Source organism: Streptomyces sp. NPDC001816, assembly GCF_042892235.1.
Classification (GTDB): domain Bacteria; phylum Actinomycetota; class Actinomycetes; order Streptomycetales; family Streptomycetaceae; genus Streptomyces.
Genome location: NZ_JBIATY010000009.1, coordinates 252,938 through 271,159 on the forward strand (window position 1 = coordinate 252,938; position 18,222 = coordinate 271,159).

19 protein-coding genes are annotated in these 18,222 nt (G+C 70.5%); 13 read left to right on the plus strand and 6 right to left on the minus strand.

The window, feature by feature from the left end:
- Window positions 1–28 precede the first annotated feature (28 nt).
- Window positions 29–703 carry a helix-turn-helix domain-containing protein gene (locus ACFYZZ_RS30235; protein WP_389182697.1) on the plus strand — a complete coding sequence of 225 codons (675 nt, stop codon included), beginning with the start codon at window positions 29–31 and terminating at the stop codon, window positions 701–703.
- Window positions 704–819: 116 nt separating this feature from the next.
- On the opposite strand, the gene ACFYZZ_RS30240 is transcribed toward ACFYZZ_RS30235, so the two are convergent.
- Window positions 820–1,278, minus strand: a complete 459-nt coding sequence (locus tag ACFYZZ_RS30240) for a pyridoxamine 5'-phosphate oxidase family protein (RefSeq protein ID WP_389182467.1) — start codon at window positions 1,276–1,278, stop codon at window positions 820–822.
- Window positions 1,279–1,579: 301 nt separating this feature from the next.
- On the opposite strand from ACFYZZ_RS30240, the gene ACFYZZ_RS30245 reads away from it, so the two are divergent.
- Window positions 1,580–3,325 carry a GAF domain-containing protein gene (locus ACFYZZ_RS30245; protein WP_389182470.1) on the plus strand — a complete coding sequence of 582 codons (1,746 nt, stop codon included), beginning with the start codon at window positions 1,580–1,582 and terminating at the stop codon, window positions 3,323–3,325.
- Window positions 3,326–3,426: 101 nt separating this feature from the next.
- Window positions 3,427–4,098 (plus strand): CBS domain-containing protein, encoded by a 672-nt coding sequence (locus ACFYZZ_RS30250; RefSeq protein WP_389182473.1) that lies wholly within the window; start codon window positions 3,427–3,429, stop codon window positions 4,096–4,098.
- A 30-nt stretch (window positions 4,099–4,128) separates the two neighbouring features.
- On the opposite strand, the gene ACFYZZ_RS30255 is transcribed toward ACFYZZ_RS30250, so the two are convergent.
- On the minus strand, window positions 4,129–4,590 hold the full coding sequence (locus ACFYZZ_RS30255; RefSeq protein ID WP_389182476.1) for a cyclic nucleotide-binding domain-containing protein: 462 nt from the start codon (window positions 4,588–4,590) through the stop codon (window positions 4,129–4,131).
- Window positions 4,591–4,934: 344 nt separating this feature from the next.
- Between ACFYZZ_RS30255 and ACFYZZ_RS30260 the strand changes: the two genes are divergently transcribed.
- On the plus strand, window positions 4,935–5,444 hold the full coding sequence (locus tag ACFYZZ_RS30260) for a hypothetical protein (protein WP_389182479.1): 510 nt from the start codon (window positions 4,935–4,937) through the stop codon (window positions 5,442–5,444).
- Between the two features lie 46 nt (window positions 5,445–5,490).
- Here the strand turns inward: ACFYZZ_RS30260 and ACFYZZ_RS30265 are convergent, their stop codons facing one another.
- Window positions 5,491–5,622, minus strand: a complete 132-nt coding sequence (locus ACFYZZ_RS30265; protein ID WP_389182482.1) for a hypothetical protein — start codon at window positions 5,620–5,622, stop codon at window positions 5,491–5,493.
- A 138-nt stretch (window positions 5,623–5,760) separates the two neighbouring features.
- Between ACFYZZ_RS30265 and ACFYZZ_RS30270 the strand changes: the two genes are divergently transcribed.
- Window positions 5,761–6,276: a hypothetical protein gene (locus ACFYZZ_RS30270; protein ID WP_389182485.1), complete on the plus strand. Its 516-nt coding sequence runs from the start codon at window positions 5,761–5,763 to the stop codon at window positions 6,274–6,276.
- Here ACFYZZ_RS30270 and ACFYZZ_RS30275 read toward each other — a convergent pair.
- Both ACFYZZ_RS30275 and ACFYZZ_RS30280 read right to left on the minus strand, forming a co-directional pair.
- A complete protein-coding gene (locus ACFYZZ_RS30275) occupies window positions 6,258–6,959 on the minus strand; it encodes a glycerophosphodiester phosphodiesterase (RefSeq protein ID WP_389182488.1) in 702 nt (233 codons plus the stop codon). The genes ACFYZZ_RS30270 and ACFYZZ_RS30275 overlap by 19 nt on opposite strands.
- Before the next feature lie 42 nt (window positions 6,960–7,001).
- Window positions 7,002–8,123, minus strand: a complete 1,122-nt coding sequence (locus ACFYZZ_RS30280; protein WP_389182491.1) for an adenosine deaminase — start codon at window positions 8,121–8,123, stop codon at window positions 7,002–7,004.
- A gap of 260 nt (window positions 8,124–8,383) precedes the next feature.
- On the opposite strand from ACFYZZ_RS30280, the gene ACFYZZ_RS30285 reads away from it, so the two are divergent.
- A complete protein-coding gene (locus tag ACFYZZ_RS30285; protein ID WP_389182494.1) occupies window positions 8,384–9,196 on the plus strand; it encodes a DUF4190 domain-containing protein in 813 nt (270 codons plus the stop codon).
- Window positions 9,197–9,256: 60 nt separating this feature from the next.
- On the opposite strand, the gene ACFYZZ_RS30290 is transcribed toward ACFYZZ_RS30285, so the two are convergent.
- Window positions 9,257–9,814, minus strand: a complete 558-nt coding sequence (locus ACFYZZ_RS30290; protein WP_389182497.1) for an NADAR family protein — start codon at window positions 9,812–9,814, stop codon at window positions 9,257–9,259.
- A gap of 210 nt (window positions 9,815–10,024) precedes the next feature.
- Between ACFYZZ_RS30290 and ACFYZZ_RS30295 the strand changes: the two genes are divergently transcribed.
- The 7 genes from ACFYZZ_RS30295 to ACFYZZ_RS30325 all read left to right on the plus strand — a co-directional run bounded on the left by ACFYZZ_RS30295 (window position 10,025) and on the right by ACFYZZ_RS30325 (window position 18,181).
- Window positions 10,025–11,560 carry a gamma-aminobutyraldehyde dehydrogenase gene (locus ACFYZZ_RS30295; protein WP_389182499.1) on the plus strand — a complete coding sequence of 512 codons (1,536 nt, stop codon included), beginning with the start codon at window positions 10,025–10,027 and terminating at the stop codon, window positions 11,558–11,560.
- A 52-nt stretch (window positions 11,561–11,612) separates the two neighbouring features.
- Window positions 11,613–12,860 carry a PotD/PotF family extracellular solute-binding protein gene (locus tag ACFYZZ_RS30300; RefSeq protein ID WP_389182502.1) on the plus strand — a complete coding sequence of 416 codons (1,248 nt, stop codon included), beginning with the start codon at window positions 11,613–11,615 and terminating at the stop codon, window positions 12,858–12,860.
- Window positions 12,857–14,020 (plus strand): ABC transporter ATP-binding protein, encoded by a 1,164-nt coding sequence (locus ACFYZZ_RS30305; protein ID WP_389182505.1) that lies wholly within the window; start codon window positions 12,857–12,859, stop codon window positions 14,018–14,020. Before ACFYZZ_RS30300 ends, ACFYZZ_RS30305 begins: the two co-directional genes overlap by 4 nt.
- Window positions 14,021–14,022: 2 nt before the next feature.
- Entirely contained in the window at window positions 14,023–14,952 is a 930-nt protein-coding gene (locus tag ACFYZZ_RS30310; RefSeq protein ID WP_389182508.1) for an ABC transporter permease, read from the plus strand.
- Window positions 14,953–15,750 carry an ABC transporter permease gene (locus ACFYZZ_RS30315; protein ID WP_389182511.1) on the plus strand — a complete coding sequence of 266 codons (798 nt, stop codon included), beginning with the start codon at window positions 14,953–14,955 and terminating at the stop codon, window positions 15,748–15,750.
- Between the two features lie 22 nt (window positions 15,751–15,772).
- Window positions 15,773–17,203 carry an NAD(P)/FAD-dependent oxidoreductase gene (locus ACFYZZ_RS30320; RefSeq protein WP_389182514.1) on the plus strand — a complete coding sequence of 477 codons (1,431 nt, stop codon included), beginning with the start codon at window positions 15,773–15,775 and terminating at the stop codon, window positions 17,201–17,203.
- Between the two features lie 135 nt (window positions 17,204–17,338).
- Window positions 17,339–18,181, plus strand: coding sequence for a hypothetical protein (locus ACFYZZ_RS30325; protein WP_389182517.1), 843 nt, complete (start codon window positions 17,339–17,341; stop codon window positions 18,179–18,181).
- Window positions 18,182–18,222: the final 41 nt, after the last annotated feature.

Below are 18,222 nucleotides of genomic sequence, written 5' to 3' on the forward strand. Positions count from 1 at the left end.
CCGGCCCCGAGGAGGAGAAGTCATGAGCATGAACGAGCAGACGAGGGCGAACACGGTGGCGGAGGCGCCGCTGGGCGACCTGGGCCGAAGGCTCGCCGCCCGGCGGATCCAACTCGGCCTGACCCGGCGGGAGACGGCGGCGCGTGCCGGGATGGCGGCCAGCTATCTCAGGTACGTGGAGGAGCACCCCGAGGCCACGCCGGGCACGGGCGCGCTGATGATCCTGGCCAAGGCCCTGGAGACCACCGTCGCCGAACTCACCGGCGGCACCGTCGACCTGCCACCCGGTATCGGACACGCCGGGCCCGCACCGGTGTTCACCAGGCTGCGCACCGGCGAGTGCCGGGCCCTGCTGGCGACGCACGGGGTGGGGCGGCTCGCGATCACCACGGCCTCCGGTCCGGTGATCGTGCCCGTCAACTACAGCGTCGTGGACGGTGCGATCGTCTTCCGGACCGAACGCGGGGCCACGCCGGCCCTGGCCATGGGCTGCCAGGTGGCCTTCGAGGTCGACCGTATCGACGACGCGTTCAGCCAGGGCTGGAGCGTCCTGGTCCGCGGCCCCGCGTACGCGGTCACGGACCAGGAGGAGCGGCGGCGGCTCACGGAACGTGCCTACAGCACGCCCTGGGCCGGCGGCTCGCGCAGCCTGTGGGTGCGCATCGATCCGTTCACCGTGACCGGACGCCGGATCACCGCGTGATCACCGGGTGAGGAGGAGGGGGAGGAGGGGCGGTGAGGGGGCGGTACGGCGGAAGGCGACGCGGGTACGACCGTACGCGCGTCGCCTTCCACCGTGCTCCCGCGCGGTCGGCGCGGTCAGCAGGCCTGCGGCGCGTCGCCCCGCGCGGTCAGCAGGATGCCCGTGACCAGATCGGGGTGGATCCGCACCGCGTGGTCCATCCCCGGCAGGGCCGCCCACGGCTGCAACAGCCCCCGGATACGGGCCAGTTCGTCCACGTCGGTCACCACCTGCGCATACCCCGTGACCACCACGCTCCAGCCGAGGTGCGTGTCCGGGTCGATGGCGTCGGCCTCGTAGGCGACGACGACTCCGGGGCTCTCGGCCTGCCGGGCCTGGGAGGTCAGGGCCGCGCCCTCCTGGGTACGGATGACGATGTCACCGCCGTCGAGGACGTGGTTGACCGGGCGGACGGTGGGCAGGGCCTGCCGGGTGAAGACGACCCTTCCCAGAGACACGCTGCCCAGCAGCCGCAGGGCCTCGGCGCGGTCGAGGTCGACGCGCCGGTGCGACGCCGGGTCCTTGTCAGTGATCATGGCGGGACTTCTTCGTGGGGTGCGTCGTTCGCTTCTCATTCCTCTCCGCCTCCGCCTCCGCCTCCGCCTCGGCATCGGCGTCGGCACGGGATGCGGGCGGAGCGACACCGCGGGGGATCGGTGCCGCTCCTGTGTCCACTGTCGCTCGTGCGCCGGCGCCGGCGCCAGTGCCGATCGGTCCCCGTAAAGGGACCGGAGGTCCTCTGGTGGCGGTCGGCCGAAGACGACCGGCCGATGCCGGATACGGTGATGGGGACCCGGAGGGCCCGGGTGTACCGGCCCAGGTGACCTGGAGGATGTGGTGGCAAGTCCCGAGGGGCCCCGTGTACGACTGCCGCAGCTCAAGCTCGACGAGCTGCTGGAGGAGCTGCAGGCCCGGATCGACGCGGCCCGCGGCACCCGGGACCGGGTGCACAGCCTGCTGGAGGCGGTGCTCGCCGTCGGCCGGGAGCTGGACCTGGAGCAGGTCCTGCACTCCATCGTGGAAGCGGCCGCGGCGCTCGTGGACGCGGAGTACGCCGCCCTCGGGGTCATCGGACCGGACGGCACACGGCTGTCCGGCTTCTACACGGTGGGCATCACCGAGCAGCAGATCGCCGCGATAGGGCCGCATCCGGCGGGCCACGGCATCCTCGGCGAGCTGATCCGGCACCCGGAGCCGCTCCGGCTCGCGAAGCTCTCCGCGCACCCGGCCTCGTACGGCTTCCCGCCGAACCACCCCCCGATGAGCAGCTTCCTCGGCGTCCCGATCCGGGTCCGCGACCAGGTGTTCGGCAACCTGTACCTGACCGAGAAGCGGGGCGGCGCGGAGTTCGACGAGGAGGACGAGTCGGTGCTGTCGACGCTGGCCGTGGCGGCCGGCGTGGCCATCGACAACGCGCGCCTGTACGAGGACTCGCGGCTGCGGGAGCGCTGGCTGCGGGCGAACGCGGAGATCACGCACAGCCTGCTGTCGGGCAGCGGACGCTCCGAGGCCCTGAACCTGATTGCCGAGCGCGCCCGGGAGATCACGGGCTCGGCCCTCGCGGCGGTCGGGCTGCCGATGGAGGACACCGAGTCGCTCGCCGTCGAGATCGCGGTCGGAGTGGACGCTGACGAGCATCGGGGACTGGTGCTGCCGCTGCACGACAGCCTGATGGGACTGGCGTACTCCACCCTCGCTCCGGTCGCCACCGACGACGTCACCCAGGACGCGCGGATCTCCCCGGAGGCCCCGCGGTTCACCGGACTCGGCCCCGCGGTCGCGGTCCCCATCGGCACGGTGGAGGGCGGTGCCCGGGGTGTGGTCCTGCTGGTGCGCGAGGCCGGCCGCCTGGCGTTCTCGGAGAACGAGACCGAGACGCTGCGGGGGTTCGCCGCGCAGGCCGCGATCGCGATGGAGCTGGCCGAACGGCGGCAGGACGCCGAGCAGATCGCGGTGCTGGAGGACCGCGACCGGATCGCCCGGGACCTGCACGACCTGGCCATCCAGCGACTGTTCGCCACCGGTATGACGCTGCAGAGCGCGAACCGTTTCATCGAGCACCCGGAAGCCTCCGAGCGGGTCCTGCGGGCCGTCGACGACCTCGACGAGACCATCAAGATCATCCGGTCGACGATCTTCGGGCTGCGGGCGCGCGAGGGCGGTGCCGGGAGCGGACTGCGGGCCAGGGTCGTCCGCGCGGCGGGGGAGGCCGCCCCGCTGCTCGGCTTCGCCCCGAGCGTGCGCATGGAAGGCCTGCTGGACACGGACGTGCCGCGCGAGGTCGCCGACCATGTCGTGGCCGTGCTCTCCGAGGCTCTCACCAACATCGCCCGGCACGCCCACGCCGACCGGGCCCAGGTCGCCCTGAAGACCGACGGCCACGAGGTGTTCCTGACGGTCGCGGACAACGGCGTGGGCATCCCGCCGGGCGGTCGCCGCAGCGGGCTGCGCAACATGGCCGAGCGGGCGGAACGGCTGGGCGGAGACCTCGTCGTGTCCGGCCCCGAGGGCGGCGGCGCCATGCTGGAGTGGCGGGTGCCGCTGCCGGCCCGCCCGGTGGGCGGCGGGCCTGTGGTCGGCTGAATCCGGCCCCGGGTGGGACCACTCGGCCCATGCGACAGCCGGGTCCGTGGCCGCACGCTTGAGGTGCCGCGGGACGGCATCCGAGCACCCTGGAGGACGCCATGTACGGCACTCCGACCGTCGTGAACGACGTGATGACCCGCACGGTCGTCGCCCTGCGCACGGGAGCGGCCTTCAAGGAGATCGTGCGGACCATGCGGGAGTGGCGCGTGAGCGCCCTTCCGGTGCTGGACGGCGGTGGACGCGTCGTCGGCGTGGTCTCCGAGGCCGACCTGCTGCCGAAGGAGGAGTACCGCGAGGGCGACCCGGGCCGGTACGGGCAGCGGCACCCCGCCGACCTGCGCAAGGCGGACGGGGTGACGGCGCAGGAGCTGATGACAGCTCCGGCCGTCACCGTGGCGCCGGACGCGACCCTCGCCCAAGCCGCGCGCGTCATGGCCCGGAGCGGGGTCAAGCGGCTGCCGGTCGTCGACGACGAAGGCGCCCTCAAGGGCATCGTCAGCCGCTCCGACCTGCTGACGGTGTTCCTGCGGGACGACGAGGACATCGCCGAGGACGTCGGCCGCGAGGTCGTCACCCGGCTCTTCGGTACCCGGACGGCACCCGTACGGGTCGAGGTGCACGATGGTGTGGTCACGCTCACCGGCCGGGTCCAGGACACCGTCCTCGTACCGCTCGCGATCCTGCTCGCGCGATCGGTGCCGGGCGTGGTCGACGTGCGTTGCGCGCTGACGGGCTTCAGCGAGAGCAGGGTCAGCGAGAGCAGGGGATGACTGCCGCGGCGACCGTCCCGGAGTTGGGTGTCACACCAGGCCACCGCTGCCGTACGGGGCGTAGAGGTCGAGCAGCCGGACCCGGGAGGCGGGCAGGCGCTGAGCCACCACCCGGCCCACCCAGACCGCGATCGCCCGCCCGAACCCGGAGTCGGCGGCGCACATCTCCCGGACCGTCCCGGCGTCGAACTCCCAGGCCCGCACCGGGCTCGTCGCTTCCGCGCCCAGGTGCCAGATGTACGGCGGGAAGTGCCAGGACCAGCCGACCAGTTCGCCGTGCCCGAGCGACTCGATGACGGCGGGACGGCGGCCGGGCACCCGCAGGTCGAGCGCCACGCTGCCGGTCCGCACGATCCAGAAGCGGTCGGCGCGCCTGCCCTCCTCGAACAGCCGTGTCCCGGCCGCGAAGGACACCTCACGGGCGACCCGCATCAGCCGTTCACGGTGTTCGGCGGGGAGGGCCGCGTTCATGGTGGTCGTGGCCGAGGTCATCGGACGAGCTCCCTTCGTGGCGTCTGACCCCACCCTGTGCCACCCGGGATCCCCGCACCACGGGCCGCCCGGACCCGACCCCGGGCCCTTCGGCCCACGCCGGCGGCCCTGAGAGGCGGGGGGAGAGACGCCATGAAGGGCGGGAAGGGCTCCATCCACTTCTCGCGGATCCTGATTGCGCGGTGCACGGCCGCGAGCCGCTTCCCCGCGTCTTCAAGGGGTCCTTCCCGCCACTTCCAGCACACCACGGGAACGGCCGGTCCACCAGTGCCGAGAGGCCCGGATCTGCCACGCACCCCGGGGGCGGTTTTGAACGTGTTCAAATGCAGGCGTACGCTCCTGGCATGAGCGACAGAGCCGCCCTGCTGAAGGGCATTCGCGTCTGGTTGGTCACCTTCGTCGTGTGTCTTGTGCTCAGCGGAGCCACCGCCTTTCCGCTGGTGCACGAACTCCGGTGGACGGAGAGCGGGTTGCGGGCGCTGTCCGTGCCCGAGCTGCTGCCGGGGTTCATGGAGTGGATCTCGCGGGTGCGGGACGGGCTCGACGCCGTCGACGCCAAGTACCCCTTCGTGCTGTACGGCACGGACTGGCTGGCGTTCGCGCACCTCGTCATCGCGGTCGCCTTCTACGGGCCCTACCGCGACCCGGTCCGCAACATCTGGGTCGTGGAGTTCGGGATGATCGCCTGCGCGGGGATCATCCCGCTCGCCCTGATCTGCGGACCGATCCGGGGAATCCCCTTCTGGTGGTCGGTGATCGACATGTCGTTCGGGGTGTTCGGAGTCGTCCCGCTGTATGTCGTACGGCAGAAGATCAAGCGGCTTGAGGCGCTCAGCGCTCCGGCTGCTGCTTGAGGGTGGCCATGACTAGGCGCTGGGCGACCGGGTTCGCCGACTCGCTTCATACGGCGGGCTTGGCCAGGACGCCCAGCACCTTCGCACGCACCGCGCCCTCGCCCACCGCGGATCGCACGGCCGTCCGGCCGTCCGTCACCTCGGCCTCCCCGCCCCGGTCCGCCTCGCCCTCACCCACACCTCACGGACCGGGCGGAAGGCGGTCTACGGCACGGTCGTCGACGCCGTCGACCGGGCACCCGGCCAGGACACGCCCCCGGTCGCCCTGCCCCACCGGCCGGAGACCGGCATCACCAGCACCGGCGGCGCCAAGTCCGTGATCTATCACCACGGGGAGAGCGTCACGCTCAGCGGCCGGGGCTATGTCCAGGTTCGCTGGCAGATCTCGCCCAAATCCCGGCCCGGCGCGCTGGTCATGCCGGCCTGGACCGGGCTGCGGGGCAAGCTGTTCCACGTTGCCTCGGGCGGCGGCCGCCGGATGGACGACCCCCTCACCGGCAGCCCCGACGGCTACGCCACCGGCATGGGCGGCCCCACCATCGGCTACGCGGTGCTGCCCGCCGGGACCCAGCAGATGTGGCAGAACGAGTACTACTACCTGGACGGCACGGTCACCCTCACCCAGGACGAACGCGGCTGCGACTACGGCCTCATCGTCTTCCCGTCCAGCTGGCAGGCGGTGCACCAGGACGTCATCACCGGCCCCGCACAGGGCGCCATCCGCTACGGCCCGGTCCGCGACGACGGCTCGGACTCGGCACCCGTCCCGCAGTACGTCACTCGCACCACCCCCACGGACCCGGCGACCGTCCCTCAGCGCTCGCGCGTGTAGCCGCCGTTGCGCAGGGCGTGCAGGGCGTCGACGCGGTTCGTGGTGATGGAGTCGACGCCCAGGTCGAGGAGACGGCGCATGGAGCGGCGGGTGTCCGGGGTCCACACGGACAGCAGGTATCCGTCGCGGTGGACGCGGGCCGCGAGGTCCCGGTCGACCAGGGAGAAGCGGTAGTTGAGCCAGCGCGGGCGCACCACGTCCAGCAGCGCCGGCCGGGGCGGGGCCAGGGTCGTCCAGGTCAGGGCGATCTCGGCGGCCGGGTCGGCGGCGCGGACGGCGAGCATGGCCTCGGCGTGCGCGCAGTAGTACACGCGTTCCCGGGCCCCGCTCTGCCGGACCACGTCCATCACCTGCCGCACGGTCCGGCGGTCGACCCGCCCGCACAGGTCCAGCATCACCCGGCTGTCACCGGTCGCGGCCAGCGCCTGCGCCAGTGTCGGCACCCCGTCCGCCGTGAGCCCGCGCACCTCGTCCGCCGACAGCGAGCGCAGGGGGCGGTCGTGTTCCCACAGCCGCTTCAGCGTCTCGTCGTGCAGCAGCACGGGGACGCCGTCGCGGGTGAGGCGTACGTCGATCTCGACCGCGTCCGCGCCCAGGTCGAGCGCGGAACGCAGCGAGTCGAGGGTGTTCTCGCGGAAGCGGTAGGGGGCGCCGCGGTGGGCCACGGCGGTCACGGTCTGCATGGCCCCCATTGTGACCATCGCGTGATGGTCACCGCGCAGGGGTCAGGGGGCGAGCCACGTGGTGGTGTACGTGTCGATCTCCGCCGCGATCCGGGCCTTGCCCGCCGCGTCCAGGAAGGACGCCTCCACGGCGTTCTTCGCGAGGTCGGCGAGGCCCCGCTCGTCGAGGTCGAGGAGGCGGGCGGCGACCGCGTACTCGTTGTTGAGGTCGGTGCCGAACATCGGCGGGTCGTCGGAGTTGATCGTGACCAGCACGCCGACCCGGGCGAACTCCTTGATCGGGTGCTCGTCCAGGGTGCGGACCGCGCGGGTGGCGATGTTGGAGGTCGGGCAGACCTCCAGCGCGATGCGGTGCTCGGCGAGGTGGGCGAGCAGCTCGGGGTCCTGCGCCGAGCTGGTGCCGTGCCCGATCCGCTCGGCGCGCAGCTCGGTCAGCGCGTCCCACACCGTCCCCGGGCCGGTGGTCTCCCCGGCGTGCGGGACGGAGTGCAGGCCGGCGGCGATGGCCTGGTCGAAGTACGGCTTGAACTGCGGCCGGGGCACACCGATCTCGGGCCCGCCGAGCCCGAACGACACCAGGCCCTCCGGGCGGATCCGGTCGTCGGTGGCGAGGCGGGCGGTCTCCTCGGCGGACTGCAGACCGGCCTCGCCGGGGATGTCGAAGCACCAGCGCAGCACGGTGCCGAACTCGGCCTCGGCCGCCTTGCGCGCGTCCTCGATCGCGGCCATGAAGGCCAGCTCGTCGATGCCGCGCCGGGTCGAGGAGAACGGGGTGATGGTCAGCTCGGCGTAGCGCACCTGCTGGCGGGCCAGGTCGCGGGCCACCTCGAAGGTCAGCAGCCGGACATCCTCCGGGGTGCGGATCAGGTCCACGACGGACAGGTACACGTCGATGAAGTGCGCGAAGTCCGTGAACGTGAAGTAGTCGACCAGCGCCTCGGGGTCGGTGGGGACCTTGGAGTCGGGGTGGCGGGCGGCCAGTTCCGAGACGATGCGGGGGGAGGCGGAGCCGACGTGGTGCACGTGCAGTTCGGCCTTGGGCAGTCCGGCGATGAAGGCGTGCAGATCGCGGTCGGTCAAGGGTTCCTCCCCGGGAACGGCGCCCGCGGAGCGAGGTCTGTCGTCCGGGCGCGGGTGATCGGCTGATCGATGAATCGGGATCATCGTAGGCCCCGGCCCGCGGCTGCCGGACCCGCGCCGTAACATGATGGGACGACGATCACAGGGGGGCCTGAGCGATGTCCGACGAGGTGCCACAGCCGACGCCACGGGAGCACGGCGCCGGGGACGGGGCCGAGTCGCCTCGGGTTTCCCTGAACAAGGGGAGCGGGGAGCCAGGGGCGCCCGGGCGGGCGGCGGAAGGCGAGCCGGCCGACGCACAGCCGGGAGCGGCGCAGCCCGTGAGCGGTCCGTCCACTTCTCCGGTGAGCGGGCAGGGAGCCGGTGACACGGTCGTGTCCGGCCTGTCCGGTGCGCCGGTAACCCCGGCACAGCCACCGCAGCCTTCGGTCCACGACCAGCAGACGGTCGTCTCCCTCCCCACCCCGGACGCCCCTGCCGACATGGTCCCCCCGGCGTGGGCCAGCCCGGCCGATCCCTACGCCCCTCCGGTCTCCGCGCCGTCCACCGGAGCCCCGGCGAACCCGTTCGCACCCCCGGCCGCCGCGCCGCCCGGTGGCGCCCCGGTGAACCCGTTCGCACCCCCGTCGAACCCGTTCGCTCCGCCCGCTGCCACCCCCTCCGCCGGCCACCCGGCGACCCCCTACGCCCCTCCGGCCGCCCCCGGCAACCCGTACGGGCCGCCCATGGCATCCCCGCACCAGCCCCAGGAGACGGCCCCCGTACCCCCGCCGCCCCTGTCCCCCGACGGCCCCGGACAGATGCCGTACGGCTACCCGGCCCAGCAGCCGCAGCCGGGCTACGGCGGACCCGGCATCCCGTCCTACCCCGCGGCGGGCGGCTACGGCTGGCCGGGCCTGCAGCCGCAGCCGAACAACGGCATGGGCACGTCCTCCCTGGTGCTGGGCATCCTGGCGACGGTCGGCTTCTGTGCGTGGCCGCTGGCCCTGGTGATGGGTGTCATGGCCGTGGTCCTCGGCGCCCTGGGCCGTGGCAAGGCCCGCCGGGGCGAGGCCACCAACCCGGGCGTGGCCCTGGCCGGGATCATCTGCGGTGCCGCCGGCATCGTCCTGGTACTGGGCTTCTTCGCGTTCCTCATCGCGGTCTACGACCGCTGACCGCCCGACGGCCGCTCCGCCGCCCCGGCCCCCTCACCCCCCCGCCGAAGCCCCGCAGGGTCACGCCCCCGTCAGCCGCTCCCGCGCCTCCATCAGCGCGAAGCCCAGCAGGTTCGGCCCGCGCCAGCGCTCGGGGTCCGAGGCCGCCTCGTCGTCCGCGGCGAGGCCGATGCCCCATACGCGGTCCACGGGGCTCGCCTCCACCAGGACGCGGTCGCCGGTGTTCAGCAGGAACGCCCGGAGGTCTTCGTCCGACCCGAACTTGTGGACGCTGCCCTCGACCACGATCCGGAAGCGCTCCCGCTCCCATATCGCCTCGTCGAAGTCGCGGACCAGCCGTCCCGCCTTCTTGGCCTCGGCGGGATGCCCCGCGGCCAGCACCCGGCGCTCCGCCTCCGCGTCGCCGAACAGCCGCGCCTTGCCGGCCATCATCCAGTGCTCGGCCGTCGCGTATTCCACACCGTCCACCACGAAGGGTGACGGCCACCACTGGCTGAGGCAGCTCGCCCCGAGCCGGCCGTCCGGCCGCGGACGGTGCCCCCAGAACTGGAGGTACTTGATCCGGGCTCCTGCCCTGACTTCCCTGATCAGGGCTTCCACCCCGTCGATCTTCCCCATGCACGCGAGTGTGGCACGCACCACTGACACTCCGTCCGCCCTTTTCCGTTCCGACTCGACATCTCGGCCGACAGATTCCGTCGCGTAACCAAAATTCAACAACGGAATCACTTGTTGGAGTCCTATTGCTCTGTCAGGATCGGCACTCAAATCGAGCTGGAGCTACGCCACCCACCCCCCGGGACAGGGCGAACGGCGGAGGAGAGCGACATGCACAACCCGGGCACCGCCACCCCGGAACGATTTCCCGCCGAGGAGCGCTTCGCGGACGGCGCGCAGTTCATCGCGGGCCGCCTGACGAAGGGCACCTCGGGCCGTACCCACGCCGTGGTCGACCCGGCCACCGGCGAGGAGGTGTACACCTACGAGCTGGCCGGCACCGACGACGTCGACGCCGCCGTGGCCGCCGCGCGTGCGGCGTTCCCGGACTGGGCCGCCACCACCCCGGGCGAGCGCTCCGACGCCCTGCACCGGTTCGCCGCCGTGCTCGCGGAGCGTGCCGAGGACTTCGCGCGTGCCGAGTCCCTGCAGTGCGGCAAGCCGCTGAAGCTGACCCGCGAGTTCGACGTACCCGGGACCATCGACAACATCGCGTTCTTCGCGGGCGCCGCCCGGCATCTGCAGGGGCAGTCGGCCGGTGAGTACTCGGGCGACCACACGTCGTACATCCGGCGCGAGCCCATCGGTGTCGTCGGGTCGATCGCGCCCTGGAACTACCCCCTCCAGATGGCCGCCTGGAAGATCCTTCCGGCGATCGCCGCGGGCAACACCATCGTGCTCAAGCCCGCCGAGCTGACCCCGCTGACCTCGCTGATGTTCGCCCAGGCCGCCACGGACGCGGGCATCCCGGACGGTGTCATCAACATCGTCACGGGCGCCGGCAAGGAGGCCGGTGAGCACCTCGTCGGGCATCCCGACGTGGCCATGACCTCCTTCACCGGGTCCACCGCCGTCGGCAAGCGGGTCGCCGAGATCGCCACCGCCACCGTCAAGCGCCTCCACCTGGAGCTGGGCGGCAAGGCCCCCTTCGTGGTCTTCGACGACGCCGACCTGGAGGCCGCCGTCAACGGCGCGGTCGCGGGCGCGCTCATCAACACCGGGCAGGACTGCACGGCCGCCACGCGCGCGTACGTGCAGCGACCGCTCTACGAGGCCTTCGTGGAGCAGACGGCCGCGCTGATGGAGACCGTACGGCTCGGGGACCCCTTCGCTCCCGGCACCGACCTCGGCCCCCTCATCTCGCACACCCAGCGCGACCGGGTCGCCGGCTTCGTGGACCGGGCGCGTGCCTACGCGCGCGTGGTGGCCGGGGGCGAGGCCCCGCAGGGCGACCTCAAGGACGGCGCCTACTACCGGCCCACCCTCGTCGCCGACGCGGCCCAGGACAGCGAGATCGTCCAGTCCGAGATCTTCGGTCCGGTCTTGGTCGTACTGCCGTTCGACAGCGATGATGAGGGAATCCGGCTGGCCAACGACACCCCGTACGGCCTCGCCGCCTCCGCCTGGAGCAGCAACGTCTACCGGGCGAACCGCGCCACCCGCGAGATCAAGGCGGGCTGTGTGTGGATCAACGACCACATCCCGATCATCAGCGAGATGCCGCACGGCGGCTACAAGGCGTCCGGCTTCGGCAAGGACATGTCTGCGTACTCATTCGAGGAGTACACGCAGGTCAAGCACGTAATGTTCGACAACACCGCAGTGGCCAGGAAGGACTGGCACCGCACCATCTTCGGGGACCGCTAGAGACCGACCGGCCAGAGACCAGGCCGACCCCTCCCGAAAGGGCACCAAGCGCATGGAGCAGTACGAGCCCGAACGCCTGACCCCGGCCCAAGTGGCCGCCATGCGGCGCAGCCTGCGCAACGGCAGGGCAGCCATGACCCGCCGGTCGCTGCTGCGCGCCTCCGCGGGTGGCGCGCTCACGGTCGGCGGACTCGGCGCGCTGAGCGCCTGCGGGATCCCCGCGGCGGGCAAGACGCAGGGCGGCACGTCCGCACAGGACCACTCGGCCAAGGAGAAGGTCGTCAACTTCTCCAACTGGACCGAGTACATCGACGTCGACGACAAGGGCAAGAACCACCCGACGCTCGACACCTTCCGCAAGCGGACCGGCATAGCGGTCAAGTACACCGAGGACATCAACGACAACAACGAGTTCTTCGGCAAGATCAAGCCGCAGCTCGCCGCGGGCCAGGACACCGGCCGCGACATCATCGTCCTGACCGACTGGCTGGCGGCCCGGCTGATCCGCCTCGGCTGGGTCCAGAAACTGGACCCGTCCAACCTGCCGCACGCCTACACCAACCTGTCGCCCCAGTTCCGCAACCCGGACTGGGACCCGGGACGGGCCTACTCGTACCCCTGGCAGGGCATCTCGACCGTCATCGCCTACAACAAGAAGGCGCTCGACGGCGTCGAGGTGAAGTCGGTCTCCGACCTGCTCGACAACCCCAAGCTCAAGGGGCGCGTCGGCTTCCTGTCGGAGATGCGCGACAGCATCGGCATGACGCTGCTCGACATGGGCAAGGACCCGGCGAACTTCACCGACGACGACTTCGACGCGGTGATCGCCCGGCTGCAGAAGGCCGTCGACAAGGGCCAGATCCGCCGCTTCACCGGCAACGACTACACGTCCGACCTGACCAAGGGCGACTTCGCGGCCTGCGTCGCGTGGGCCGGAGACGTGGTCCAGCTCAAGGCGGACAGCCCGGACGTGGACTTCATCATCCCCGACAGCGGCTACATGACGTCGACCGACAACATGTGCGTCCCCAACAAGGCACGTCACAAGACGAACGCCGAGCGGCTGATCGACTTCTACTACGAGCCCGAGCAGGCCGCCGCGCTCGCCGCCTACATCAACTATGTGACTCCGGTCGACGGCGTGAAGCCCTACCTTGCGAAGATCGACAAGGATGCGGCGAACAACCCGCTGATCGTTCCCGACAAGGCCATGCAGGCGAAGTCCCACGCCTTCCGCTCCCTGAGCCAGAAGGAAGAGACGGCCTACGAAGAGAAGTTCGCGAAGCTCACAGGGGCGTGACGACGATGAAGACGACAGACAGCAGCGGCGACGTCCGCCTCACCGGTATCGGCAAGACCTACGGCTCCTTCACCGCCGTACACCCGCTGGACCTGACCGTGCCGCAGGGCTCCTTCTTCGCCCTGCTCGGCGCCTCAGGCTGCGGCAAGACGACCACCCTGCGCATGATCGCGGGCCTGGAGGAGCCGACCAGCGGCACCGTGTACCTCGGTGACCAGGAGGTCACCCACCTGCCGCCGTACAAACGGCCGGTCAACACGGTCTTCCAGTCCTACGCCCTCTTCCCGCACCTCGACATCTTCGAGAACGTCGCCTTCGGCCTGCGCCGGCGCGGCATCAAGAGCGTGAAGAAGCAGGTCGAGGAGATGCTGGATCTTGTCCAGCTCGGCGAGCAGGCGCGCAAGAAGCCGCACCAGCTCTCCGGCGGCCAGCAGCAGCGTGTCGCCGTGGCCCGCGCGCTGATCAACCACCCCAAGGTGCTCCTCCTCGACGAGCCCCTCGGCGCCCTCGACCTGAAGCTGCGCCGCCAGATGCAGCTGGAGCTGAAGCGCATCCAGACCGAGGTCGGCATCACCTTCATCCACGTCACGCACGACCAGGAGGAGGCCATGACCATGGCCGACACGGTCGCCGTGATGAACGCGGGCCGCGTCGAGCAGCTCGGCTCGCCCGACGACCTGTACGAGAACCCGCAGACCACCTTCGTCGCGAACTTCCTCGGCACCTCGAACCTGATCGAGGCCGAGGTCGACACGAAGAACGGCGACGACATCGTGCTGAAGGCGGGCGGCGGCAAGCTGGTGCTGCCCGAGGCGCGCTGTTCCGCGCGGACGACGACCGGCGGCAAGGTGCTGGTCGGCATCCGCCCCGAGAAGATCGCGCTCACCCACGCCGACGACGCCGGCTCCATCCCCGAGGGCCGCAACCGCATCACCGGCAAGATCGCCGACGCCAGCTTCATCGGCGTCTCCACGCAGTACGTGATCGACACCCCGGTCTGCGACGAGTTCGCGGTCTACGTCCAGAACGTCGAGCGCGACGGACGGCTCGTCCCCGGTGCCGACGTCGTCCTGCACTGGAGCCCGGCCCACACCTTCGGCCTGGACGCGGCCCAGGACATCGACGCCGGCGTGGAGACCGTCGAGGAAGAGGCCGCATAGACATGTCGACCCTCACCGAGGCACCCCCGCCTCTCGCCCCCACCGCACCGGAGAAGAAGCCACCGCGCAAGCGCGGCCGGTTCACCCCGTACTGGCTGCTGCTCCCCGGCATCCTGTGGCTGGTCATCTTCTTCGCGCTGCCGATGATCTACCAGGCCTCCACGTCCGTGCAGACGGGCTCCCTGGAGGAGGGCTACAAGGTCACCTGGCACTTCGCGACCTACTGGGACGCCCTGGCCGAGTACTGGCCGCAGTTCCTGCGGTCCGTGTTCTACGCGGCCGCGGCGACCGTCCTGTGCCTGCTGCTCGGCTACCCGCTGGCGTATCTGATCGCCTTCCGCGCGGGCCGCTGGCGCAACCTGATCATGATCCTGGTGATCGCGCCGTTCTTCACCAGCTTCCTGATCCGGACCCTGGCCTGGAAGACGATCCTCGCGGACAACGGCCCGGTCGTGCACACCCTGAACTCGCTGCACATCCTGGACCTCACCAACTTCCTCGGCTGGACGGCCGGCGACCGCGTCCTCGCCACGCCACTCGCGGTGGTGTGCGGTCTGACGTACAACTTCCTGCCGTTCATGATCCTTCCGCTCTACACCTCGCTGGAGCGGATCGACGGGCGGCTGCACGAGGCGGCCGGCGACCTGTACGCCAAGCCGTGGACCACCTTCCGCAAGGTGACCTTCCCGCTGTCGATGCCGGGCGTGGTCTCCGGCACGCTGCTGACCTTCATCCCCGCGGCCGGTGACTACGTCAACGCCGAACTCCTCGGCTCGACCGACACCCGCATGATCGGCAACGTCATCCAGACGCAGTTCCTGCGCATTCTGGACTATCCGACGGCAGCCGCCCTGTCCTTCATCCTCATGGCCGCGATCCTGTTCATGGTCACGGTCTACATCCGCCGCTCCGGGACGGAGGATCTGGTCTAAATGCCCTTCGTCACCTGGCTCAAGCGCCATCTCGTCGTCATCGCGGGACTGCTGACGCTCTCCTATCTGCTGCTGCCGAACATCATCGTGACGGTGTTCTCCTTCAACAAGCCGAAGGGGCGCTTCAACTACGAGTGGCAGCAGTTCTCCACGGACGCCTGGAAGGACCCGTGCGGCGTCGCCGACATGTGCGGCTCGCTGTCCATCAGCCTTCAGATCGCCGTCTGGGCGACGATCGGCGCCTCGGTCCTCGGCACTATGATCGCCTTCGCGCTGGTCCGCTACCGCTTCCGCGCCCGCGGCGCCGTCAACTCGCTGATCTTCCTGCCGATGGCGATGCCCGAGGTCGTCATGGCGGCCTCGCTGCTCACCCTGTTCCTCAACATGGGCGCCCAGCTCGGCTTCATGACGATCCTGATCGCGCACATCATGTTCTGCCTCAGCTTCGTCGTCACCGCGGTCAAGGCGCGCGTGATGTCGATGGACCCGCGTCTGGAGGAGGCCGCCCGGGACCTGTACGCAGGTCCGGCGCAGACCTTCCTGCGGGTCACCCTGCCGATCGCGGCACCCGGAATCGCCGCGGGCGCGCTGCTGTCCTTCGCGCTCTCCTTCGACGATTTCATCATCACCAATTTCAACGCGGGCTCGACCGTCACCTTCCCCATGTTCGTGTGGGGTTCGGCGCAGCGCGGAACCCCCGTTCAGATCAACGTCATCGGTACGGCCATGTTCCTCGTCGCCGTGCTGTTCGTCCTGGTCTCGATGCTCATCACCAACCGCCGTAAGCAAAAGGCGTAAAGCTCTGTAGGGAGTTGAAATCATGGCCCCGAGCGCCATGAGTCGTGGTAAAGACAACTGGATCTCCTCTCTTTCCGAAGCCCAGCCGGTCCCGTACTGGCTGGAAGACCCCGGCAAGCCACACGCCGAGCCCGCCCTCACCGGCACCGAGACCTGTGACCTGCTGGTCGTCGGCGGCGGCTACAGCGGACTGTGGACCGCGCTCAATGCCAAGGAGCGCGACCCGCAACGCGATGTGGTGCTGCTGGAAGGCCGCGAGGTGGGCTGGGCCGCCTCCGGCCGCAACGGCGGCTTCTGCGCCGCCTCCCTCACGCACGGCCTGCCCAACGGCCTGGCCCGCTGGCCGGACGAGATCAACAGGCTGGAGGAGCTGGGCCGACGCAACCTCGACGAGATCGAGGCGGCGGTCGCCCGGCACGGCATCGACTGCGACTTCGAGCGCACCGGCGAGATCGACGTGGCCACCGAGACCTACCAGGCCTGGGAGCTGCGCGACTGGCACCGGCAACTGGAGGAGAAGGGCCTCGCCGACGGCATCGAGTTCCTCGACACCGACGCCGTGCGCGAGCAGGTGAACTCGCCCACCTTCCAGGCCGGCCTGTGGGACCGCCGGGGCGTGGCCATGCTGCACCCGGCCAAGCTGGCCTGGGGCCTGAAGCAGGCGTGCGTCAGGCTCGGGGTGCGCGTGTACGAGCACACGCCCGCCCTCTCCCTGAAGCAGTACGGCGCCGGCATGGCCGTACGCACGCCGTACGGCTCCGTCCGGGCCCGCAGGGTCGCGCTCGGCACGAACATCTTCCCGAGCCTGCTGCGGCGAGTGCGCTCGTACACCGTCCCGGTCTACGACTACGCGCTGATGACCGAGCCGCTGAGCGCCGACCAGTTGGCCTCGATCGGCTGGAAGAACCGCCAGGGCCTCGGGGACTCGGCGAACCAGTTCCACTACTTCCGGCTGTCCGCCGACAACCGGATCCTGTGGGGCGGCTACGACGCGATCCATCACTACGGCGGCCGGGTGCGCGCCGAGTACGACGACCGCCCGGAGACGTACGCCAAGCTCGCGGGGCACTTCTTCTCCTGCTTCCCGCAGCTGGAGGGCGTCCGCTTCAGCCACGCCTGGGGCGGCGCGATCGACACCTGCTCCCGCTTCTCGGCGTTTTTCGGCACGGCCCACCAGGGGAAGGTGGCGTACGCGGCGGGCTACACCGGCCTCGGTGTCGGCGCCACCCGCTTCGGCGCCGACGTGATGCTGGACCTGCTGGACGGGGAGCGCACCGAGCGGACCGAGCTGGAGATGGTCCGCAGGAAGCCGCTGCCGTTCCCGCCGGAGCCCTTCGCCTGGACGGGTATCGCCCTGACGAAGTGGTCGCTGGCCCGCGCGGACGCGCACGGCGGCCGCCGCAACCTGTGGCTGCGGACGATGGACCGACTGGGGCTGGGCTTCGACAGCTGAGCCCGGCTTTTACGCGTGATTCTCTCCTGCGTCAAGTCCCGAATTCTCGGAGCGTGACCCTGCGGGGCGATTCCCGCCTACTGGAAGTGCGCACCGAGAAGCGCGGATCCCTTTCAGCAGGAGCAGGAGAGAATCATGACTCGCGTCATCCGCAAGAACGACGATTTCCGTTCCAAGCGCCGTATGGGCCTCGCGACGGCGATCGCCTCGGCCGCGGCCGTCGCCGGAGGTGCCGTCCTGCCCGCCGCGAGCGCCACGGCGGCCCCGATGCCGCAGGCGCCGACGGTCGGCAAGGGCGTCCAGGAGCACGGCGGGCACAAGCTCTACTGCTGGGACAAGCACCACAAGTCCCACTGGAAGAAGCACCACAAGTTCTACTGCTGGGTCGACAACCACAAGTTCTACTGGGACGACCACCACAACTGCTTCTTCGTGCTGGTCGAGCATCGCCGGTTCTACTTCTGGGACTCCTACGACAACTTCCACTACTTCTGGCACCACCCCCACGACCACCACTGGGACGTGCACGACCAGGACCACTGGAAAAAGGAACCCGGAAAGTCGGACTGGGACAAGGCCGAGTCGGAGAAGAGGGACGAGCGGAAGGACGAGAAGAAGGACGAGAACAAGGACACCGACAAGACCGACCCTGGCAAGACCGACACGACTCAGCAGGACCAGCCGCAGCAGGACCAGCCGCAGCAGGACCAGCCTCAGCAGGACCAGGCCCCGCAGGACCAGCCTCAGCAGGACCAGGCGCCGGACGAGCAGCCGCAGCAGGATCAGCAGCAGGGGCAGACGGAGGACGATCAGGCCCCCCAGGATCAGGCCCCGCAGGACGAGCCTCAGCAAGACCAGGCCCCGCAGGACGAGCCTCAGCAGGACCAGGCCCCGCAGGACGAGCCTCAGCAGGACCAGCCGCAGCCGGATCCCGGTGTTGACCCCGGTGCCGGTGACGTCGCCCCGGCCGAGGGGTGACGCCCCAGGGAATGTGACCTAGGTCACTCCAGAGCGGAGCC